Genomic DNA, 22,040 nt, shown 5'->3' on the forward strand with positions numbered 1-22,040 from the left:
GGCGGGCCCGGAGTCTCCTCCGGGCCCGCCCCTTTCTGCCGTGCCGTGCGCGTCAGGCGAGCAGTTCCACCTCCGCCAGGGTCGCCGCGTCGTCGAGGACGAGACGGTAGTGGGCGTACGAGCCCGGATGCGCCACCGTGAACGCCCGGGTCTGCTTGTCCCAGGGGAAGGACTCGCCGGACCGCTTGTCGAGGTCCTTCCACGTCGTGCCGTCCGAGGAGCCCTGGAGCGTCCAGCCGGCCGGCGCCTTGGTGTGGTCCGAGGAGGTCAGCGTGTACTGCACCCCCTTGGTGGCGTCGCCGACCGGCAGGTCCACCGAGGTGACGGCGGCGTCGGTCGCCGAGGTGTTGTCGAAGAGCGCGCCGTCACCCTTGAGGGTGTCCGCACGCGGCGACGGCGCCTTGTCGTCCTGGGTGATCGAGGCCGGTGCCGCGTTCTTTCCGGTGCCCCACGAGGACGGCTTGGCGCCCATGTCGAACTCCAGCAGGCCGCCCTTCGAGATCAGCGAGTGGGGGAGCGACGTCGAGTTCCAGCGCTTTCCGTCGACCCGGACCCCCTGCACGTAGATGTTCTTCGAGCTGTTGCGCGGGGCCTTGATCACCAGGTCCCGTCCGTTCTCCAGGTGGACTGTCGCCTTCGTGAACAGCGGGGAGCCGATGGCGTACTCGCCGCTGCCCATCACCAGCGGGTAGAAGCCGAGCGAGGAGAACAGGTACCAGGCCGACTGCTCGCCGTTGTCCTCGTCACCGTGGTAGCCCTGCCCGATCTCGCTGCCGGCGTAGAGCCGGGAGAGGACCTCGCGGACGTTCTTCTGCGTCTTCCAGGGCTGCCCGGCCGCGTCGTACATGTAGTTGACGTGGTGGGCGACCTGGTTGGAGTGCCCGTACATGCCCATCCGGACGTCCCGGGCCTCGGTCATCTCGTGGATGACACCGCCGTAGGAGCCGACGACGTCCGGCGAGGCCGTCTCGGGGGTCGCGAAGTACGTGTCGAGCTTGTCCGCGAGCGCGGAACGGCCGCCGTACAGGTTGGCCAGCCCCCGGGAGTCCTGCGGCGCGGTGAAGGCGTAGCCCCAGCCGTTGGTCTCCGTGTAGTCGTAGCCCCACACGCGCGGGTCGTACTTCGCGGAGTCGACCCGCCAGTCGCCCTTCGCGTCACGGCCCTGGAAGAAGCCGGCCTTGGAGTCGAAGAGGTTCACGTAGTCCTGGGCGCGGTTGAGGAAGTAGTCCGACTCCTCCTTGTAGCGCTTCTCGCCCGTCTTCTTGTAGAGCGCCCGGCCCATCTCGGCGATGCCGTAGTCGTTGTTGTAGCCCTCCATGGCCCACGACAGGCCTTCGCCCGTGTCGGTGCTCGTGTAGCCGAGGAAGGGGGAGGTGGTCATGCCCTTGCGGCCGACGCCGGAGGTCGGCGGGACGACCGTCGCGTTCTTCAGGGCCGCCTCGTACGCCGCCTTGGCGTCGAACTTGACCCCCTTGACGTACGCGTCCGCGAACGCCACGTCCGAGGAGGTGCCCGTCATCAGGTCCGCGTAGCCGGGGGAGGACCAGCGCGAGGTCCAGCCGCCGTCCTTGTACTGCTGCACGAACCCGTCGACCATCTCGCCCGCCTGACTCGGTGTCAGGAACGAGTAGGCCGGCCAGGTCGTCCGATAGGTGTCCCAGAAGCCGTTGTTGACGTACACCTTGCCGTCGACGATCTTCGCGCCGGTATGGGTCGGGGTGTCAGGGTTCGGCATGGGGGCGAACGGCGAGGCGTACTGGTACGTCGAACCGACCTTCTCGAAGCCGGAGTTGGGATACAGGTACAGCCGGTACATGCTGGAGTACAGCGTCGTCAGCTGGTCCGGCGTCGCGCCCTGGACCTCGACCTTGCCGAGCAGCCGGTCCCACTGCTTCTGTGCCCCGGCCTTCACTGCCGTGAACGAGGTGCCGTCCGGGATCTCCTGGCGCAGGTTGTCCTTGGCCTGGTCCACGCTGATCAGCGAGGTCGCCAGGCGCAGCGTGACGGAGTGGTCGGCGCCGGGCTTGAGCTTCATGTAGCCCTTGACGCCCTTGGAGCTGCCCTCGATGACGGGGGCGTCGAAGACCCCGTAGACGAACAGCCGGGTGGCGCCGGTCGACAGGCCGGACTTCACGTCGGAGTAGCCCGTGACCACGCCCGCGTCGCTGTCGAGCGTCAGCCCGGCCTGCTCGGTGACGTTGTCGAACACCACGTTCGCGTCGTCACCGGGATAGGTGAAGCGCAGAGCCGCCGCGTGGTCCGTCGGCGCCATCTCCGCCTTGAGGCCGTTCTCGAAGGTCACGCCGTAGTAGTACGGCCGCGCGGTCTCGTTCTCGTGCCGGAAGGCCAGCTCGCGGGCGTCCCGGGCGGTGTCAGGAGTACCGGCCGCGATGGACGGCATCACCTGGAAGGTCTGCCGGTCGCCCATCCACGGGCTCGGCTCGTGGCTCGCGCTGAACGCCTCTATGGTCGGCAGGTTGTCCGCGTTGTTCGCACGTGCGTAGTCGTACAGCCAGCTGAGCGAACCCGCGTTGGTCACCGGCGTCCAGAAGTTGAAGCCGTGCGGGACGGCCGTCGCCGGGAAGTTGTTGCCGCGGGAGAAGCCGCCGCTGGAGTTGGTGCCGCGGGTGGTGAGCGCGTAGTCGGACAGATGCGCCTTGGGCTTCTCCGGGGCTGCCGTCTTCAGCGAGACGTCGTCCAGCCAGCCGCGGAACTTCGCGGGGCCCTTCGGCGAGTCGTACGCGAGGAGGATCCGGTCGACGGTCTTCCCGGCCGCGACGGAGCCGATGCGCGAGGCCACGTTGTTCCACTGGTTGACGTACAGCACCTTGGACGCGCCCTGGCCCTGCGGAGTGAGCGCGAACCCGTGCTGGTCCACGGCGTTCAGCCCGCTCAGCGACGTGCCGTCGGTGAAGACCAGGTCCACGGCCACGTTGGTCGCGTCGTAGTCCCGGTCACCGTCCGCCATCGCGGGGAAGATCCGGTACCCCAGCTCGGTGTCCCGGCCTACGCGCACGTTCACGTCGAAGACCTTGTTGTACGAGTACGCCCGGCCGTCGCCCTTGTGGGTGCCGGCGTAGCGCAGGGCCCGCTTGCCCGTGAAGCCCGCGCCCGCCTTCGCGGTGGGCGAGCCGCTCGGTCCGCGGTCCACCAGCGAGAGCATGTCCTTGGGCGTCGGGTCGTCGCTCTGCCCGGTCGAGAACTGGACGTCGGCGAGCTGGAGTATGTCACCGCCGTTGTTCTTCGTGACGTCGAGCCGGAAGTGCTGGTATTCGGCCGGGCCCGCGATGTCGTACGACTTCGTCTGGAACCGCTCGCCGAAGGACTCCCCGGAGCGGGTGTCTAGGGTCTTCCAGTCCTTGCCGTCGGTGGAGCCCTGGAGGGTCCAGTCCTTCGGGTCGCGCTCGTCGTGGTCGTTCGCGGAGGTGAGCGCGTACGTGACCACCTTGACCGGCGCGTCCAGGTCGAACTCCGCCCAGCCGGTGGTCTCGAAGGTCAGCCACTTGCTGCTGGGCTCGCCGTCGACGAGGTTTTCCTTGACCTCCCCGCCGCCGGTGTTCTCGTCACTGGCACGCACGTCGGTGACGTGGTCGGTCACGTTCCCGGGGATGCCGGTGCTGTAGCCGCCGTCGACACCGGAGGACCTTTTCGTCCCGTCCGGCGCCGTATCCACCGTGTTGATCCAGTCCGGTGCCGGATCGCCCGATTCGAACGACGAGCTGAAGTCCCCTTCAGGTGCCGCCGCTTGGACCGGCAGGGCGACCGCCACGCCCTGCGAGGCGGCCACCAGTGAAAGTGCCGCCACCCCCAGCGCGATCGGGGAAAGCCGTCCGGCGCGACCCGTGGAACTCCGTCTGTACCGAGCTCTCTGCTGCATGCCCGAGCCCTCCCAGGACATCGACAACGTTGTCAATTTCAGTACGCAAGGACCATTGGTGCGTCAAGTTGTCTGTGCTGTCAAGGGTGTTGGATGTGGCATCCGGGGTGAATGCGTGCGACGAACCAGGCATTGGTTCCATTGCGGGAGGTTGGCCCCCAGGGGGCCTTCGTCGGGGTGATCCGTGGCTGCCCCATATTTCCGGGAGGTCTCAACTCGGAAAAGACCGACGGGCAAACCTGCATTCGATCTTGCTCCGCTGGCGGGAAGTGGACTATACCTGTCGCGTCCGGCCTGTCGATCGACAGGCTCTGGACAGGCAGGACCCAGGGGGGAAATTCGAGGGCCGGCGGACCGTGGTCGATACACCTACCGCCGATTCGTCCCAGTGAATCCCCCATGCACGACCCCAGCTTGACCTAACCGCGGTGCCGGGGAGGATCCGGTTCACCGCCTGAGTCCTGGAGAAGGCGAGGACTTGAGCATGGGATCCACTTCCGCCGAGAACAGCAGCCCCGAGGGTGTCGGCCGCCGTGACCTCATCAAGAGGTCGGCCGCACTTGGTCTGATCTCCGTTCCGACGATGAGCTTCCTGTCCGCGTGTGCGAGCGGCGGGGGAGACGACGACAACTCCGGAGACAAGGGCACCGGCAAGACCAGCAAGGACAACCCCTTCGGCGTGAAGAAGGGCGGCGGCAAGCTCGACGTCGTCGTCTTCAAGGGCGGCTACGGCGACGAGTACGCCAAGGCCTGGGAAGCGGCCTTCGACAAGAAGTGGGGCAGCAAGAGCGCCCACACCGGCACCCAGGAGATCACCGGCAAGCTCCAGCCGCGCTTCAACGGCGGCAACCCGCCGGACGTCGTCGACGACTCGGGCGCCCAGCAGATCAAGCTGGACGTGCTCTACAAGAGCGGTCAGCTCCTCGACCTGGCGGCCGTCCTCGACGCTCCGTCCATCGACGACCCGAGCAAGAAGGTCCGCGACACCCTGATCCCGGGCACGCTGGACCCGGGCCTGCAGGGCGGCAAGGTCGTCTCCCTGAACTACATCTACACGGTGTGGGGCCTCTGGTACTCCGGCAAGCTCTTCAAGGAGAAGGGCTGGGACGTCCCCAAGACCTGGGACGACTTCCTGGCCATCTGCAAGGACGCCAAGTCGCAGGGCATCGGCGGCCTCGCCCACCAGGGCAAGTACCCGTACTACATCAACGTCGCCATCATGGACCTGATCGCCAAGAAGGGCGGTCTGGACGCCATGAAGGCGATCGACAACCTGGACCCCAAGGCGTTCGTCGGCAGCGACGCGGCCCAGGCGGCCGTCGAGGCGATCTACGAGATCGTCGAAAAGGGCTACCTGATGCCGGGTACCAACGGCCTCACCCACACCGAGTCGCAGACCCGGTGGAACCAGTACAAGGCCGCGTTCATCACCTGTGGTTCCTGGCTGGAGAACGAGCAGCTCAAGCAGACCCCGGACGACTTCGACATGAAGTTCATGCCGATGCCCAACCTGCCGGACAGTGCGCTGCCGTTCGAGGCGATCCGGGCCGGCTCCGGCGAGCCGTTCATCATCCCGGCGAAGGCCGCGAACCTGCCCGAGGCCAAGGAGTTCATGCGCTCCATGCTCTCCAAGGAGTGGTCGACGCTCTTCGCGCAGAAGGCCAACTCGCTCACCATCCTCAAGGACGGTGTCGCCGACGGCGTGCAGCTGCGCCCCGGCACGCAGTCGACGGTCGAGGCCTCCAAGGCGGCCGGCGACAACACGTTCAACTACCTGTACCCCAACTGGTACAGCGAGATGGGCACCTCCATCGAGAACGCGTCCAACGAGCTGATGTCGAAGCGCATTCAGCCGAAGGAATGGCTGAAGCGGGCCCAGGCGGCGGTCGACAAGGCGGCCAAGGACCCGGACTCCAAGAAGAACCACCGCGACTGATCACGTAAACCCGGCACACCAGGGGCAGGATGCCATGCGAAAAGGGCAGTACCGGTTCGTCGCGGGGTTTCTCCTCGCACCTTTGGCGCTGTATCTGATCTTCGTGATCTGGCCTTACATACAGACCATCGGCTACTCCTTCACCGACTGGAGAGGCCAGTCGCAGACGTTCAGTTTCGTCGGCCTGGACAATTACAAGGCGCTGTTCCAGGACGACGTATTCCTCGGAGCGATCTGGCACAACATCCTGTTCCTGGTGTTCATCCCGGTGATCACCATCCTGCTCGCCCTCTTCTTCGCCTTCATGGTGAACGCGGGCGGGCGGGGCGGCGCCGGTGGCGTGCAGGGCGTCGCCGGCTCGCGCTTCTACAAGATCGTGTACTTCTTCCCGCAGGTGCTGTCGCTCGCGATCGTGGCGGTGCTCTTCGGAGCCCTCTACCGCAGTGACGGCGGCGGGCTGCTCAACGGCCTGCTGATCAAGCTCGGCCTGGTCGACGTCAACAACCCCATCGAGTGGATGAACGAGCCCAACCTGGTGCTCTGGTGCCTGATGGCGGTCGTCGTCTGGCACGGCGTCGGCTTCTACCTGGTGCTGTTCTCCGCCGCCATGCAGTCCATCCCGAAGGACATCTACGAGGCCGCGCTGCTGGACGGCGCGAGCCGCACCCACACGTTCTTCCGGGTCACCCTGCCCCTGCTGTGGGACACGGTGCAGACCGCCTGGGTCTATCTCGGCATCATCGCGATGGACATGTTCGTGCTCGTCTCGACCACGACGCAGGGCACCGGCTACGGCGGCGGGCCCGACCACCACAGCGAGGTCATGGCGAACGTCATGATGCGCAACTTCCTCTACTACGGGAAGAGCGGCTACGCCTGTGCCATGGGCGTCGTCATGCTCCTTCTCACCCTGATCCTGTCCGTGGTCACGCTGCGCGCCACCCGCCGCGAGCGCATCGAGTTCTGAGCGGGAGACACGACTATGAGCGCACCCATCACGGAGCCGACGAAGGTCGACGGCGCCGGAGTACCCCCGCAACGAACGGTGAAGAAGGCCCCTCCCCGGCCGGGCGACAAGCGCACCGAGGGAATGGCCCTCAACGTCTTCTCGCACGGCTTCCTGGCCCTGTGGGCCGTCCTGATCATCCTGCCGCTGCTCTGGCTCGTCCTGAGCTCGTTCAAGACCGATGCGCAGATCGGCGGTTCGGCCCTCGGCTGGCCGTCCAACTGGCAACTGGACGTCTTCAGCAGGGCCTGGGACAAGGGCATCGGCGACTACTTCGCCAACACCCTGATCGTGCTGGTCTTCTCGGTCCCGCTGACCATGCTCCTCGGGGCGATGGCGGCGTACGTCCTGGCCCGCTACGAGTTCCCGGGCAACCGGATCATCTACTTCTTCTTCGTCGGCGGGGCCATGTTCCCCGTCTTCCTCGCCCTGGTCCCGCTGTTCTTCATGGTCAAGCGCCTCGACATGCTGAACTCGTACCAAGGCCTGGTCCTGGTGTACGTGGCCTACTCGCTGCCGTTCACCGTGTTCTTCATGCACGCGTTCTTCCGGACACTGCCCGGGGCGGTCTTCGAGGCGGCGGTCCTCGACGGGGCCTCGCACACCCGGGCGTTCTTCCAGGTCATGCTCCCGATGGCCAAGCCCGGACTGCTCAGCGTCGGCATCTTCAACGTGCTGGGCCAGTGGAACCAGTACATCCTGCCCTCGGTGCTGATGCAGCCGCAGAGCAGTTCGGACCCGGAACGCTACGTCCTCACGCAGGGACTCATCCAGCTCCAGCAGCAGCAGGGGTACGCCACCGACCTTCCCGTCCTCTTCGCGGGCGTGACGATCGCGATGATCCCGATGCTCATCGTGTACCTGTCCTTCCAGCGCCAGGTACAGGCCGGCCTCACCTCGGCGACGCTCAAGTAGCCCTCCGGCCCCTTCCGTGCCAACGCCACCCCCGTCCCGCGGGGGTGGCGTCCGCGTGTCCGGACGGTGACGGAAATCGAACAAGACTGGACGGACCCGATTTCCGTCAAGGACTTGACTGCGGTAACCCGTTCAGCGGAGCTTGGAGTTCACAACTTGTAAGTGACCGGCGTCCCGTTGCTGTGACCCGGATCACACGGGTGGCATCGGGGCCGCCCGGCTGAGGGCAGGAGTGGATGAGTCGATGGAGACTCCGGGGTCGCAGTCGTCGCTGCACCGAGCCAATCTGGAGCGCGTCGTAAGAGCGGTGCGCCTCGCCGGATCGCTCACGCAGGCGGAGATCGCGAGGACGACGGGCCTGTCGGCCGCGACCGTTTCCAATATCGTCCGTGAACTCAAGGACGGGGGAACGGTCGAGGTCACTCCCACTTCGGCGGGCGGGCGAAGGGCCCGCAGCGTGTCCCTGAGCGGGGACGCCGGCATCGTCATCGGGGTGGACTTCGGTCACACCCATTTGCGCGTCGCGGTCGGGAATCTGGCCCACCAGGTGCTCGCGGAGGAGTCCGAGCCGCTGGACGTCGACGCCTCGGCCGCACAGGGCTTCGACCGGGCCGAGGAGCTGGTCAGTCGTCTGATCGCGGCAACCGGCGTCGACCGGTCCAAGATCGCGGGTGTGGGGCTCGGTGTGCCGGGTCCGATCGACGTGGAGTCGGGGACCCTCGGGTCCACCTCGATCCTGCCGGGCTGGACCGGTGCCAGGCCCGCCGAGGAGCTGCGGGGGCGGCTCGGCGTGCCGGTGCACGTGGACAACGACGCCAATCTGGGCGCGCTCGGCGAGATGGTCTGGGGGAGCGGGCGCGGGGTCAGGGACCTCGCGTACATCAAGGTCGCGAGCGGTGTCGGCGCGGGCCTGGTGATCGACGGGAAGATCTACCGCGGCCCGGGTGGCACAGCGGGAGAAATCGGGCATATTACTCTTGATGAATCCGGCCCCGTGTGCCGTTGCGGCAACCGCGGCTGCCTGGAGACCTTTGCGGCGGCGCGCTATGTGCTGCCGCTCCTCCAGTCCAGTCACGGCACGGACCTGACCATGGAAGGGGTGGTCAGGCTCGCGCGGGACGGTGATCCGGGCTGCCGTCGGGTGATCGCCGACGTCGGCCGACATATCGGGAGTGGAGTCGCGAATCTCTGCAATTTGCTGAACCCGAGCCGGGTCGTCCTCGGCGGCGATCTCGCCGAGGCCGGGGAGCTCGTTCTCGGGCCCATCAGGGAGTCTGTCGGCCGGTATGCGATCCCCAGCGCGGCACGTCAACTCTCGGTGTTGCCAGGGGCACTTGGAGGCCGTGCGGAGGTGCTCGGAGCGCTCGCTCTCGCGCTCAGCGAGATGGGCGATTCGTCGCTTTTGGACGGTTCTCTGAATGCTGCTACGCCTGCCTTCACTTAGAGAACGCATGGCACCGTTGCCATCTCGTTAAGTATTTACTTCTTGACGTCGCACGTGTGGCCGAGTTGACTTCCAGCCACCTCGGCCGCAACGACGCGGCCTCGTCAGGGAGGTTTCAAAGTGAACACGCAGATGCGTCGTGCCGCCGTTGCCGTTGCCGCTGGTGCAATGGCTGTCTCGCTGGCCGCTTGTGGCAGCGCCAAGGACTCCGGCGGCGGGAGCGACAGCTCCAGCTCCGCCAAGAAGGGCGACGCGATCAAGGTCGGTCTGCTCCTTCCGGAGAACCAGACGGCCCGCTACGAGAAGTTCGACAAGCCGCTGATCGAGAAGAAGGTCTCGGAGCTCACGAACGGCAAGGGCAAGATCGTCTACGCCAACGCCAAGCAGGACGCGAGCACCCAGAACCAGCAGGTCGACACCATGATCACCAACAAGGTGGACGTGCTGATCGTTGACGCTGTGGACTCCGCCGCCATCAAGAGCTCGGTCCAGAAGGCCAAGGACGCCGGCATCCCGGTCGTGGCCTACGACCGCCTCGCGCAGGGTCCGATCGACGCCTACACCTCGTTCGACAACAAGACTGTCGGCAAGACGCAGGGTGAGGCGCTTCTCAAGGCGCTCGGCTCCAAGGCCAAGTCCGGCAAGATCGTCATGATGAACGGTTCGGTCACCGACCCGAACGCCGCCCTGTTCAAGGCCGGTGCCCACGAGGTGCTGGACGGCAAGGTGAACATCGGCAAGGAGTACGACACCAAGGAGTGGAAGCCGGAGAACGCCAACTCCAACATGGAGGGCGCCATCTCGGCTCTCGGCAAGAAGAACATCGTCGGCGTCTACTCCGCCAACGACGGCATGGCCGGCGGTATCATCACCGCTCTGAAGGCCGCCGGCATCTCCGTCCCGGTCACCGGCCAGGACGCCGAGCTCGCCGGTGTCCAGCGCATCGTCGCCGGCACCCAGTTCATGAGCGTCTACAAGCCGTACGCCCCGGAGGCCGACGCCGCCGCGGAGATGGCTGTCGCGCTCGCCCAGGGCAAGTCGCTCGACTCCATCGCCAAGGACAAGGTCGACAGCCCGACCACCAAGCAGGTCGCGTCCGTCCTGGTCCCGGTCACCTCGCTGACCAAGGACAACATCAAGGACACCGTCGTCAAGGACGGCGTCTACACGGTGAACGACATCTGCACCACGGCCTACGCCGCGGCCTGCAAGAAGATCGGTCTCCAGTAGAACCAACCGCAAGTCACGAACCGCGTACGGGAATTCGTACCTGAATTCCCGTACGTGACTTGCTGAACAAAGCCCCTCCGGCGCCCCGCATCCAACAGCCCCGCAAGCTAAGCGGGGCGCCGGAGAGAACACCCCTCCACAAACTTCTGCACAACCTCCCGCCGGGTCAGGCGGCGAAGGAGATGGTTAACGTGTCCGCTACGCCTGTTCTGGCGTTGCGCGGGGTCTCCAAGCGATTCGGTGCCGTCCAGGCGCTCACCGATGTAGAGCTTGAAGTCCACGCCGGTGAAGTGGTCGCCCTGGTGGGCGACAACGGCGCCGGAAAGTCCACGCTGGTGAAGACGATCGCCGGCGTGCACCCCATCGACGAGGGCTCGATCGAGTGGGACGGCAAGGCCGTCCAGATCAACCGCCCGCACGACGCCCAGAACCTGGGCATCGCGACGGTCTACCAGGACCTCGCGCTCTGCGACAACATCGATGTCGTCGGCAACCTCTACCTGGGGCGCGAGGTGAAGAAGCGCGGCATCCTGGACGAGGTCGAGATGGAGCGCCGCTCCCGCGAGCTCCTGGACACGCTGTCGATCCGCATCCCCAGCGTCCGCATCCCGATCGCCTCGCTCTCCGGCGGTCAGCGCCAGACCGTGGCGATCGCCCGCTCGATGCTCGGTGAGCCCAAGCTCGTCATCCTCGACGAGCCCACCGCCGCGCTCGGCGTCGAGCAGACCGCCCAGGTTCTCGACCTGGTCGAGCGTCTGCGCGAGCGGGGTCACGCGGTCATCCTCATCAGCCACAACATGGCTGACGTGAAGGCCGTGGCCGACAAGGTCGCCGTCCTGCGCCTCGGGCGCAACAACGGCGTCTTCGAGGTCAAGTCGACCTCCCAGGAAGAGATCATTTCCGCCATCACGGGCGCCACGGAGAACGCCGTGACCCGTCGTGCGGCGCGCAGCAGCAATGGGGAGGCTCAGAAGTGAGCATCGACAAGACCTCCGAGTCCCCTGAGGACCACGCGGTACCGAACCCGGAGGCGGCCGCTGCGGCGGTCCCCGTCGTAGACCCGCGACTGCTCGTGCGCGAGCAGGGTGTCAAGGGCTACGTCACCGAGTTCAAGCGGAAGGTGAAGTCCGGCGACCTGGGCTCCATCCCCGTCGTGATCGGCCTGATCATCATCTGGGCGATCTTCGCGAGCCTGAACTCGAACTTCCTCACCGCCGGCAACCTCTCCGACATCTCCGTCGCCATGGTCGGCACGGGCATGATCGCGGTCGGCATCGTCTTCGTGCTGCTGCTCGGTGAGATCGACCTGTCGGTCGGTTCGCTCTCCGGTGTGGCCGGGGCGACGTTCGCGGTACTCAGCGTCACCCACGGCATGAACGAGTGGCTCGCCCTCGTCCTGGCCGTACTCACCGGCACGGTCGCTGGTGCCATCCAGGGCTTCTTCTTCGCGCGCATCGGTGTGCCGGCCTTCGCCGTCACGCTGGCGGGTCTGCTGTTCTGGAACGGCCTCATGCTCCAGATCCTGGGCAGCAACGGCACCATCAACCTGGACAGCAACGGCATCGTCGCCAAGCTGACCAGCTACTACTTCTCCGATGTGGCCGCCGCCTACGCGCTCGCGATCGTCGTGACCGCCGGGTACTTCGTCACCTCGCTGCTCGGCAACCGTCGCCGCGAGGCCGCCGGCGTGCCGTCCCAGCCGCTCGGCGAGATCATCGTGCGCACCGCGCTTCTGGCGGTCCTCACGCTGGCCGTCGGCGCTGTGTACAACCAGTACAAGGGCCTGCCGCTCGCCGTGGTGATCTTCGTCGCGGTCCTGCTGCTCACGGACTTCGTGCTGCGCCGCACCGCGTACGGCCGGAAGATCTTCGCGCTCGGTGGCAGCGTCGAGGCCTCCCGGCGTGCGGGCATCAACGTGGAGATGGTCCGGATCTCGGTCTTCGCGATCTCCGGCACCTTCGCCGCCATCGGCGGTCTGTTCATCGCCTCGAAGATCGCCTCCGCCAACCAGGGCGCCGGTGCCGGTGACCTGCTGATGAACGCCATCGCGGCGGCCGTCATCGGTGGCACCAGCCTCTTCGGTGGCCGTGGTCGCACCTGGAACGCCCTGCTCGGTGTTCTGGTGATCGTCTCGATCCAGTACGGCCTGGCTCTGCAGGGCATCGCCTCGCCGGTCCAGTACATGATCACCGGTGGTGTGCTTCTCGCCACGGTCGTCATCGACGCCGTCACCCGCAAGACCCAGAAGTCGGCGGGTCGCGCGTAGGGTCCCGACCCACTCAGTCCTGTGCCCGGCGCCAATGGCGGTGCCGGGCACAGTCACGTCCGGACCCGACGCCGTCAGGTTCGGACACGAACGTGCGTTCTCGCCCGGTACCGCCGATCGTGTGACGTAGTTCGACGGGCCCGGCCCGCGCCCGAAAAGGCGGAACATTAGACTCGACAAAGCCCGGCAACAGCTCTACTGCAAGGAGGCACGGGTGCCGCTGCTGACCCGCATCACGGGACCGCGCGATCTGGACCGGCTCAGCCTGGAGCAGCTGGACCAGCTGGCCGGCGAGATCAGGACCTTCCTCGTGGACGCGGTCTCCAAGACCGGCGGCCACCTCGGCCCCAACCTCGGTGTCGTGGAGCTGACCCTCGCCCTGCACCGCGTCTTCGAGTCGCCCAAGGACAGGGTGCTGTGGGACACCGGCCACCAGTCCTACGTGCACAAGCTGCTCACCGGCCGCCAGGACTTCTCCCGGCTGAAGATGAAGGGCGGCCTGTCCGGCTACCCCTCGCAGGCCGAGTCCGAGCACGACGTCATCGAGAACTCGCACGCCTCCACCGTCCTCGGCTGGGCCGACGGCCTGGCGAAGGCGAACGAGGTCCTCGGCCGTGACGACCACGTGGTCGCCGTCATCGGTGACGGCGCCCTCACCGGCGGCATGGCCTGGGAGGCGCTGAACAACATCGCCGACGCCAAGGACCGCCCGCTGATCATCGTCGTCAACGACAACGAGCGGTCGTACGCACCGACCATCGGCGGCCTCGCGAACCATCTGGCGACCCTGCGGACCACCGACGGCTACGAGCGCTTCCTGGCCCGCGGCAAGGACCTCCTGGGGCGTACTCCGGTCGTCGGCAAGCCCCTCTACGAGACGCTGCACGGCGCGAAGAAGGGTCTGAAGGACTTCATCGCCCCGCAGGGCATGTTCGAGGACCTCGGCCTGAAGTACGTCGGCCCGATCGACGGCCACGACATCGAGGCCCTGGAGTCCGCCCTCGCCCGCGCCAAGCGGTTCGGCGGCCCGGTCATCGTGCACTGCCTCACCGAGAAGGGCCGCGGCTACCAGCCCGCCCTCCAGGACGAGGCGGACCGCTTCCACGGCATCGGCCCGATCCACCCCGACACCGGCCTGCCCATCAAGGCCTCCGGCGCCGACTGGACCTCCGTCTTCGGCGACGAGATGGTCGCGCTCGGCAAGGAGCGCGAGGACATCGTCGCGATCACCGCCGCGATGCTCCAGCCCGTCGGCCTGAAGAAGTTCGCCGACGCCTTCCCGAACCGCATCTACGACGTCGGCATCGCCGAGCAGCACGGCGCCGTCTCCGCGGCGGGCCTCGCCACCGGCGGCCTCCACCCGGTCTTCGCCGTCTACGCGACGTTCCTCAACCGGGCCTTCGACCAGGTCCTGATGGACGTGGCCCTGCACAAGTGCGGCGTCACCTTCGTACTGGACCGCGCGGGTGTCACCGGCACCGACGGCGCCTCCCACAACGGCATGTGGGACATGTCGATCCTCCAGGTGGTCCCCACCCTCAGGCTCGCCGCACCGCGTGACGCCGACCAGGTCCGCGCCCAGCTGCGCGAGGCCGTCGAGGTGACGGACGCGCCCACCGTGGTCCGCTTCTCCAAGGGCGCGGTCGGCCCGGCCGTCCCCGCCGTGGGCCGGATCGGCGGCATGGACGTCCTGCGGGCGCCCGGCACCGACGCACCGGACGTGCTCCTGGTCTCCATCGGCGCGCTCGCCCCGATGTGCCTGGAGATCGCCACGCTCCTCGACCAGCAGGGCATCTCCACCACCGTCGTGGACCCCCGCTGGGTCAAGCCGGTCGACGAGGCCATGGCCCCGCTCGCCGAACAGCACCGCGTCGTCGTCACCGTCGAGGACAACTCGCGCGTCGGTGGCGTCGGTTCCACGATCGCCCAGGCGCTGCGCGACGCGGGCGTCGACGTACCGCTGCGCGACTTCGGCATCCCGCCGCGCTTCCTCGACCACGCCTCCCGCGCCGAGGTCATGGCGGAGATCGGGCTGACCGCGCCGGACATCGCCCGGCAGGTCACCGGCCTGGTCGCCAAGCTCGACGGGCGCTACGAGCGGAACACCCCGCAGGCCGTGGACGCGGTGGAGCCGGCGCGCGACTGACGCACCGACAGCAGGGCCGAAGGGCCGGTTTCAGCACCCTGGACGGGTGGTGAAACCGGCCGTTCGCGTTAACGGGGCCCGCGTCGGGGCATAGGTGTCACCCGCCCTCTCGATGATGTCGAGGACGACAAGCGTGGGAGGTACGCCCGTGAGGAACACCCTCTTCAGGACGAAGAAGATCGAACAGTCGATCGCCGACACTGAGGAGCCGGAGCACGCACTCAAGAAGTCGCTGTCCGCTCTGGATCTCACCGTGTTCGGTGTCGGCGTCATCATCGGCACCGGCATCTTCGTCCTCACCGGCAAGGTCGCCAAGGAGAACGCGGGACCCGGCGTCTCACTGGCCTTCGTCGTCGCGGGTGTCGCCTGCGGCCTGGCGGCCCTCTGCTACGCGGAGTTCGCCTCCACGGTGCCGGTCGCGGGATCCGCCTACACCTTCTCCTACGCCTCCCTCGGCGAGCTGCCCGCCTGGATCATCGGCTGGGACCTGGTCCTGGAGTTCGCGCTCGGCACGGCGGTGGTCGCCGTCGGCTGGTCGGGCTACGTCCGCTCGCTGATGGACAACGCGGGCTGGCATCTGCCCGAGTCCCTCAGCGGGCGCGAGGGCGCCACCGGGTTCGGGTTCGACATCCTCGCCGCGGGCCTGGTGCTCGTCCTGACCGCCATCCTCGTCATCGGCGTGAAGCTCTCCGCCCGGATCACCACGCTGGTCGTGGCCATCAAGGTCACCGTCGTCATGATCGTGATCATCGCGGGCGCCTTCTTCATCAAGGGCGACAACTACAAGCCGTTCATTCCCAAGGCGCAGAACGTGGAGGCGGGCAGCGGCATCAAATCCCCGCTGATCCAGCTCATGTTCGGCTGGGCACCCACCAACTTCGGACTGCTCGGCATCTTCACCGCCGCGTCCGTCGTGTTCTTCGCCTTCATCGGCTTCGACGTGGTCGCGACGGCAGCCGAGGAGACGAAGAACCCGCAGCGGGACATGCCGCGCGGCATCCTCGGCTCGCTCTTCATCTGCACCGCGCTCTACGTCCTGGTGTCGATCGTGGTCACGGGCATGCAGAAGTACACCGAGCTGTCCGTCGACGCCCCGCTCGCCGACGCGTTCAAGGCCACCGGACATCCCTGGTACGCGGGCGTCATCAGCTTCGGCGCCGCCATCGGCCTCACCACGGTCTGCATGATCCTTCTGCTCGGCCAGACCCGTGTCTTCTTCGCGATGAGCCGCGACGGGCTGCTGCCGCGGTTCTTCTCCCGCGTCCACCCGCGGTTCCGCACCCCGCACCGGCCGACGATCCTGCTCGGCGTGATCATCGCGATCGTCGCGGGCTTCACGAGCCTCAGCGCGCTGGCCGAGCTGGTCAACATCGGCACGCTCTTCGCCTTCGTCGTGGTCGCCATCGGGGTCATCATCCTGCGCCACACCCGCCCCGACCTGCACCGCGCCTTCCGCACCCCGCTGGTTCCCTGGGTGCCGATCCTGTCGGTGCTCGCGTCCCTGTGGCTGATGCTGAACCTGCCCGCGGAGACCTGGCTACGGTTCGCGATCTGGATGGTGATCGGCTGCGTCGTGTACTTCCTGTACGGCCGCACGCACAGCCGTCTGGCCGGCCCCCAGGAACCGGCCCCCAGCACCGGCGGAACCCCTCCGGCAGGCCCCCCGCCGAGCGGCCCCGCGGCCTAGCGGTCCAGCCGCCCGGCTCGGCCTTGCACGCCGCGCTACCGCCCGGGAGCCCTCCGGCCTCGTACGTCCCCCGTCTCGGCGCGGACGTGCGGGGCCGGTGATGTGTCCACGCTCCGCCGGGGAGCCGGGGAGCCGGGGAGCCGGGGAGCCGGGGAGCCGGGAAGGCCCGGTGGTCCGGCGTAGCGCTTCGGGGGCCCGCCCGTGCCGCGAGGGGATCCGCGGCGGCGGGTTGCAGCCCCCTAAGCGTGAGGGGGCCGGTTCAGGAACCGGGGCGTACGGTCCGCGGCCCGGTGACCTCGGCGCCCAGTTCGGTCACCCGCCGCCGCAGTTCGCGGTCGGCCGTGACGACCAGGCGGGGACGGTCGGGCGCCCCGGCCACGAGCTCCACGATCCGGTCGTCACCGCTGCCCGGTGCTTCGTCCACCCGGACTCCGGGGACGGAGCCCACTCCCCGGGCGGCGCCCTCCACCACGAGGACGATCTCCAGTGGGCCGGCACGACCGGGCACCCCTGCCTCCGCGAGGCCGGCCAGCCCGTCCCGGAGCCGCTCGGCCGCTCCACGCCGGTCGCGCCACCATCCGTCGGGCACGGATCCGACCACGTTGGCGCCGTCCACGATGAGCAGAGTCGTCATGCCCTCACCCTGCCAGAGCACTCCCGGCCCAGGCGCGCGTCACGAAGGACAGGGCTTCGGCGGCCCGGGCGGCCTGACCATCGTTCGTCCGCGGTCCGGGGGCGAACTCCACATGCAGGAACGGCACCCCGGCGTCGGCGGCCGCCCGCCCCTGCACGTTGTCCCGCCCGGCGAGCGGGCAGGAGCGGGTCCAGGCCCGGCACACGGCGAAGTCCCGGTCGCCCAGCGCGTCGGCGAGCCGGCGGCCGGCGGTGAGACCGTCCTCGCCGGCTCCCGTCGAGGCGATGACGTCGTACCGCGGGGCCGACTTCTCGGCGAACCCGTGCAGCTGGACGCCCGGGACATGGCGCCGGACGAGTTCGGCGCAGATCGCGTGGAACACCGTGTCCCGCCGGTGGGCCACGTCCGCCGCATTCCCCTCTCCGGATTTGCGATGTGCGCCAGCAATCACGAGCAGGCCCCCCGGAGCGCCCCTCAGAACTCGTACGCCGAGCAACTCCGTGTCCTGGTCGGCGACCGGATGGGGCACCTGTACCGACCATCGGACCGGGTGCTCCAGGTCGACGAGGACGCGGCCCCAGCCGCGCGGCGCGGGCCCCTGGTCGACGCGGTCGTACACCTCTGCGAATCGTCGGCCGGTCGAGCTGTCGACGACGGTGCGCAGCGCGAAGTCCACCTCGGCGAGACGCTGTTCGGCCTGTTCACGGTGGCCGTCGAGGAGCAGGCCGACGCCGTCCGCGATGGTCTCCCGATCGGTTCGGGACGGCGGACGGAAGGAGCCGTGCGGCGCGAACCGAGCGGTGTAGGCGGCGACGGAGCGCGCCAGGTCGACGGACGGAGGGCCGTCCCCGTGCCGGTCGGCGGAGGGATTCTCCCCCTTGGTGTGGGTCCCGCGCACGACAACTGTCCCCAAACCGCCCAGAGCGGTGAGGACCAGGAGAAGTGTTGCGATCGTTATCGTTCTGGAGCGGTTTGCCCTCATGGTTGTATCAAGATATCTCGGTGACCAGACGTCGTAGCCGCCGCACCCTGCCCACTCTCCTCACCCCGCTGGCCCTTGTCGCCGCACTGGCGGGGTGCGGGCTCGTCGGAGGCGGCGAGGACTCCGACTCCTCGTCGAAGGGGGGCGGCCGGTCGTTCACCGTCGCCGCAGCCGGGGACATCCTGATCCATCCTCAGCTGATCGACCAGGCCAGTGCCGACGCCAAGAAGACCGGCAAGGGGACGAACGGCCTGGACTTCGGTCCGCTGATGGCCGGGATCAAGCCCGTGATCAGCATGGCCGATCTGGGTATCTGCCACATGGAGCCGGTGATCGGCAAGCCGAAGGGGCCCTTCGAGAGCTACCCCAACTTCCTCATCCCGCCGCAGATCGCCGGGACCATCAAGGACGTCGGCTACGACACCTGCTCCACCGCCTCCAACCACTCGATCGACCACGGGTACGAGGGGGTGAAGCGCACCCTGGACACCCTGGACGCGGCCGGACTGAAGCACACCGGCTCCTTCCGGACCGAGAAGGACGCCCTCACCCCGCTGGTCATGGACGTCAAGGGCGTGAAGGTCGCGCAGATCTCCTTCGCCTTCGGCTTCAACGCCCACGAGCTGCCGAAGGACAAGCCCTGGCTGGTCAACCAGAACGACCTGAGCCGGATCAAGAAGGCCGAGAAGCAGGCCCGCGCGGCCGGCGCCGAGGTCGTGATCCTCTCGATCCACTGGGGCCGTGAGCACCACCCCAACCCGTCGACCCCGCAGCTCGAGTTCGCCCGCCGGCTCGCGCGTGAGACCACTGTCGACCTCGTCATCGGCCACCACGCGCACGTCGTGCAGCCGATGGAGAAGGTCGACGGCACATGGATCGCGTACGGCCTCGGCAATCAGGTCGCACGTCACGACGTGCCCACGGGGCTGACCGAGGAGGGCGTGATCGGGTGGTTCACCTTCACGCAGCGCGGCGGCAAGTGGGACGTCGAGGCCCGCTACGAACCGACCCTCGTGGAGATCCCGCCGGACCCCGAGGTCACCACGGACGGCACCCCGGCCGAGCCCGCCAAGGGCGGGGTGGAGAACTACCGGCTGGTGGACGTGGCGGCCGAGCTCAAGCGGGACGACCTCAGCGACCAGGAACGTTCCCGCCTCCGGCTGGCCTTCGAGCGGACGGAGGGCACCATGCTGAACCGCGGAGCGGCGAAGGACGGCCTGAAGCCCCTCACGGAGCTGCCCGGCTGAGAACACCCGGCGTCTTGAACGCGCCCGGCCCCCTCGACGGGCCGGGCGCGAAGCACGTCCTGGGCCGGACCGGCCTGGGCGGGGGCCGACATGTCAGGGCCGGACATGTCCAGAGCCCGACATCCGGCTGAACTTCATCTGAACCGGAATTGACGACTCCTGCCCGAAGATGCCCAACTAAAACATGATGTTGTCCAGATCACTTTTGATCCGTGCAACTTTCTGACACCCCGGCGGGTCTGACACGCGCGGAGACTCAGTTTTCCCAGCCGTGTCCCCGCGCCGCACCCGCACCCGCACGCGGGCCGTTTCCGTGCCCGCACGCCCGTACAACCGCTTGAGAGGACCTGTCCGTTGGCGCCATCGCCCCCGGCGCGGCAGCACCGTGCTCGCCGCAGAGCTGACATGTCGCTGCTTGGCGGCATACGACCGCCCATCGCGGTCCTGTCGGCGCTCCTCCTCTCCCTGGCGGCCGTCACCGCACTGGTTCTCGGCCCGGCCGGTGACACCTCGGTGCCCAAGGCCGTGCAGACGTCGCAGCAGCACTTCGCGGAGGACGGCGCGATCGCCATGCGCGCCTCCATCGACGAGTCGGTGACCGACCTGGACCGCTCGGCCGCGCTGTTCAGCGCCGGCGCACCGGTCTCCGCCGACACCGTCCTCGACAAACTGGGCAACACGTACCAGAAGTGGATGGGCACGGCGGTCGTCGAGATCCGGTCCGGCAAGCTCGTCGCGACCCGCGGCGAGACCGTGCCGCTGACCTCCCTCGACCGGTCCACGCTCGGCGCCGAGGGCGGGCTCGCGCCGCGCATGGTGCGCCTGGAGAACGGCGAGGTCCGGCTGCTGTCGTTCGCGCTGCTCTCGTGGCCGGGGAAGCCGCAGCTGCTGCTCGTCGCCTCCAACAGCCTCAAGTTCCCCGGCATCAGCCTCGGCCAGTTCCGTTCCATCGCGGTCGTGGACCGCTCCGGCACGATCCTCAGCAGCGACGGCATCCCCGAGCCCGAGCAGGTCCTCACCGACCTCCAGCGCGAGGAGGTCGCCGCCTCCAACAAGCAGCTCAAGGCCTTCGCGAAGAAGGCGGCCGGCCGCGCCGCTCAACACCCGCTCAGCACCAAGGAGCCCGGCTCCGGCGGCTACCTGGGCGTCAGCGGCAGCCTGCTCGGCGGCAGCTTCCTCAGCGACCGGTCCGTCGGCGGCTACGCCGGCCTCTCCTCGCCCGAACCCGGCGAGACCACCACCGCGACCGCCCTCGGACTCACCGTGGTCGCCATGGTGAAGGTCGCCGAGGACCCCACCCGTTCCACCTCGCCCGTCTTCGGGTTGATCGCGGCCGGAGCGCTCCTCGTCGTCGGCGGCATCGCCGTCGCCGTACTGCTCGGCACGGTGCAGCGACCGCTCATCCGGCTCTTCCTGGAGTCGCGCCGCCTCACCCGCGGCGACCTGGCACGCCCGGTGAGCGTCCCCGGCTACGGCGAGGCCCGTCGGATCGGCCTCTCCCTCGAAAGGCTGCGCGGACAACTGCTCGGCGGACCGGCGGACCGGGACGACTCCGCGCCGCCCCCGCGAGGCCTGCGCCGCGTCGGCACCCGCGCCCTCCTCGCCGTCTGCGCGGTCCTCCTCCTCGCCTGGTCCGCCCCGCTGCTGCTCATCCTGAACCGCGCCGACGGCACCGTCGTCGTCCCGCAGCAGCTCGTCAACGACCAGCGGGAACGGACCGACACCCTCACCGACCGGGTGCGCCGGGCGCTCAACGAGGGCGAGGCCGACCTCCAGTCCGTCGCCACGCTGATCGGCGACCGCACCACCCCCGCGGACATGACCAAGGTCCTCGACCGCACCCTCAACCAGCACCTTCGCTACCAGGCGCTCTACGTCGTCGACGCCTCAGGGGACGTGGTCGCCGGAGTCGGCGACGAGCCCCGCGAGGCCCGGCCCAAGCCCGCCACCGCGGACCCGCTGCAGTTGCTCGGCCAGGGCGGCAAGAAGCCGCTCGTCGTCGGCACCGCGGAGATCCCCGGCCGTGACGGCTCCGCGCTGGTCGGCGAGTTCCGCATCGACTTCCTCAACTCCGTGCTCAAGCGGCCCGGCCTCGGCGTCGTCCGCCTCGTCGACGACAAGGGCGAGGTCATCGCCGGCAACACCGGCTACCTCGCCTTCCAGTCGCTGCCCGACGAGCGTCTCAAGGACCTGGTCTCCGCATCCGGCCAGAAGGTCGGCAAGTCCGCGCACGCCGCCGGTGTCCTCTACCGCGAGAACGGCGTGCAGATCGCGGCGGCGGCCCCGTTCGTGGGCGGCGGCGCGGCCAAACAGCTCGGCTGGACCGTCGTCAGCTGGCAGCCCGCCGACCGGCTCGCGATCCCCGAGTACGACGTCCAGCACCGCACGGTGCTCGCCGGACTGCTCGGCGCCGCGGCGGCGGCCGCCTGCCTCGGGTGGATGCACATCGTGGTGGCCCGCCCGCTGCGTGCCCTGGCCGGCCAGGCCGAGGCGCTGGCCGACGGCGACCGCAAGACCGTCCTGTTCCCGCGCAACCACGACGAGGTCGGCGCGGTCACCCGCTCCCTCGAACTCGTCCGCCAGCAGCTCCAGGAACAGCGCAGACAGCAGCCAACGCCACGCCGGAGCGCACCCGGCACGGCCCAGCAGCAGCAGGTTAGGAACTGATCG

Annotated in this window: 14 protein-coding genes; 11 read left to right on the forward strand and 3 right to left on the reverse strand. The window is 68.4% G+C overall.

What is annotated here, in order from left to right:
- Positions 1 to 52 precede the first annotated feature (52 nt).
- Positions 53 to 3,877 (reverse strand): GH92 family glycosyl hydrolase, encoded by a 3,825-nt coding sequence (locus tag ACIRQH_RS26775; RefSeq protein WP_404227136.1) that lies wholly within the window; start codon positions 3,875 to 3,877, stop codon positions 53 to 55.
- A gap of 484 nt (positions 3,878 to 4,361) precedes the next feature.
- On the opposite strand from ACIRQH_RS26775, the gene ngcE reads away from it, so the two are divergent.
- The 9 genes from ngcE (at position 4,362) to ACIRQH_RS26820 (ending at position 16,507) form a co-directional block, all read left to right on the forward strand.
- Positions 4,362 to 5,813: an N-acetylglucosamine/diacetylchitobiose ABC transporter substrate-binding protein gene (ngcE, locus tag ACIRQH_RS26780; RefSeq protein WP_388867153.1), complete on the forward strand. Its 1,452-nt coding sequence runs from the start codon at positions 4,362 to 4,364 to the stop codon at positions 5,811 to 5,813.
- 34 nt (positions 5,814 to 5,847) lie between these two features.
- Entirely contained in the window at positions 5,848 to 6,780 is a 933-nt protein-coding gene (locus tag ACIRQH_RS26785; protein WP_388867150.1) for a carbohydrate ABC transporter permease, read from the forward strand.
- A 15-nt stretch (positions 6,781 to 6,795) separates the two neighbouring features.
- Positions 6,796 to 7,734 carry a carbohydrate ABC transporter permease gene (locus ACIRQH_RS26790; protein ID WP_388867147.1) on the forward strand — a complete coding sequence of 313 codons (939 nt, stop codon included), beginning with the start codon at positions 6,796 to 6,798 and terminating at the stop codon, positions 7,732 to 7,734.
- A gap of 244 nt (positions 7,735 to 7,978) precedes the next feature.
- Positions 7,979 to 9,178 (forward strand): ROK family transcriptional regulator, encoded by a 1,200-nt coding sequence (locus tag ACIRQH_RS26795; protein WP_358818437.1) that lies wholly within the window; start codon positions 7,979 to 7,981, stop codon positions 9,176 to 9,178.
- Between the two features lie 132 nt (positions 9,179 to 9,310).
- Entirely contained in the window at positions 9,311 to 10,408 is a 1,098-nt protein-coding gene (locus ACIRQH_RS26800; protein WP_358818486.1) for a substrate-binding domain-containing protein, read from the forward strand.
- A gap of 182 nt (positions 10,409 to 10,590) precedes the next feature.
- Positions 10,591 to 11,385, forward strand: a complete 795-nt coding sequence (locus tag ACIRQH_RS26805; RefSeq protein WP_358818436.1) for an ATP-binding cassette domain-containing protein — start codon at positions 10,591 to 10,593, stop codon at positions 11,383 to 11,385.
- On the forward strand, positions 11,382 to 12,674 hold the full coding sequence (locus tag ACIRQH_RS26810; RefSeq protein ID WP_358818435.1) for an ABC transporter permease subunit: 1,293 nt from the start codon (positions 11,382 to 11,384) through the stop codon (positions 12,672 to 12,674). Before ACIRQH_RS26805 ends, ACIRQH_RS26810 begins: the two co-directional genes overlap by 4 nt.
- A 214-nt stretch (positions 12,675 to 12,888) precedes the next feature.
- Positions 12,889 to 14,820, forward strand: a complete 1,932-nt coding sequence (gene dxs / locus ACIRQH_RS26815) for a 1-deoxy-D-xylulose-5-phosphate synthase (RefSeq protein WP_358818434.1) — start codon at positions 12,889 to 12,891, stop codon at positions 14,818 to 14,820.
- Between the two features lie 148 nt (positions 14,821 to 14,968).
- On the forward strand, positions 14,969 to 16,507 hold the full coding sequence (locus ACIRQH_RS26820) for an amino acid permease (RefSeq protein ID WP_358818433.1): 1,539 nt from the start codon (positions 14,969 to 14,971) through the stop codon (positions 16,505 to 16,507).
- 259 nt (positions 16,508 to 16,766) lie between these two features.
- Here the strand turns inward: ACIRQH_RS26820 and ACIRQH_RS26825 are convergent, their stop codons facing one another.
- Both ACIRQH_RS26825 and ACIRQH_RS26830 read right to left on the reverse strand, forming a co-directional pair.
- On the reverse strand, positions 16,767 to 17,141 hold the full coding sequence (locus ACIRQH_RS26825; protein WP_404227139.1) for an NTP pyrophosphohydrolase: 375 nt from the start codon (positions 17,139 to 17,141) through the stop codon (positions 16,767 to 16,769).
- 4 nt (positions 17,142 to 17,145) lie between these two features.
- Positions 17,146 to 18,039, reverse strand: a complete 894-nt coding sequence (locus ACIRQH_RS26830) for a hypothetical protein (RefSeq protein ID WP_404227140.1) — start codon at positions 18,037 to 18,039, stop codon at positions 17,146 to 17,148.
- 104 nt (positions 18,040 to 18,143) lie between these two features.
- Between ACIRQH_RS26830 and ACIRQH_RS26835 the strand changes: the two genes are divergently transcribed.
- Positions 18,144 to 19,370 carry a CapA family protein gene (locus tag ACIRQH_RS26835; RefSeq protein ID WP_404227142.1) on the forward strand — a complete coding sequence of 409 codons (1,227 nt, stop codon included), beginning with the start codon at positions 18,144 to 18,146 and terminating at the stop codon, positions 19,368 to 19,370.
- Positions 19,371 to 19,775: 405 nt separating this feature from the next.
- Complete coding sequence (locus ACIRQH_RS26840) at positions 19,776 to 22,037, forward strand: cache and HAMP domain-containing protein (RefSeq protein WP_358818431.1); 2,262 nt, start codon at positions 19,776 to 19,778, stop codon at positions 22,035 to 22,037.
- Positions 22,038 to 22,040 lie beyond the last annotated feature (3 nt).

This window comes from Streptomyces sp. NPDC102279, assembly GCF_044766365.1.
Lineage (GTDB): Bacteria > Actinomycetota > Actinomycetes > Streptomycetales > Streptomycetaceae > Streptomyces.

Coding starts and splice junctions, on each gene's coding strand:
- ACIRQH_RS26775 (WP_404227136.1), bottom strand. CDS start 3,877: ATGCAGCAGAGAGCTCGGTACAGACGGAGTTCCACGGGTCGCGCCGGA.
- ngcE (WP_388867153.1), top strand. CDS start 4,362: ATGGGATCCACTTCCGCCGAGAACAGCAGCCCCGAGGGTGTCGGCCGC.
- ACIRQH_RS26785 (WP_388867150.1), top strand. CDS start 5,848: ATGCGAAAAGGGCAGTACCGGTTCGTCGCGGGGTTTCTCCTCGCACCT.
- ACIRQH_RS26790 (WP_388867147.1), top strand. CDS start 6,796: ATGAGCGCACCCATCACGGAGCCGACGAAGGTCGACGGCGCCGGAGTA.
- ACIRQH_RS26795 (WP_358818437.1), top strand. CDS start 7,979: ATGGAGACTCCGGGGTCGCAGTCGTCGCTGCACCGAGCCAATCTGGAG.
- ACIRQH_RS26800 (WP_358818486.1), top strand. CDS start 9,311: ATGCGTCGTGCCGCCGTTGCCGTTGCCGCTGGTGCAATGGCTGTCTCG.
- ACIRQH_RS26805 (WP_358818436.1), top strand. CDS start 10,591: ATGGTTAACGTGTCCGCTACGCCTGTTCTGGCGTTGCGCGGGGTCTCC.
- ACIRQH_RS26825 (WP_404227139.1), bottom strand. CDS start 17,141: ATGACGACTCTGCTCATCGTGGACGGCGCCAACGTGGTCGGATCCGTG.
- ACIRQH_RS26840 (WP_358818431.1), top strand. CDS start 19,776: ATGTCGCTGCTTGGCGGCATACGACCGCCCATCGCGGTCCTGTCGGCG.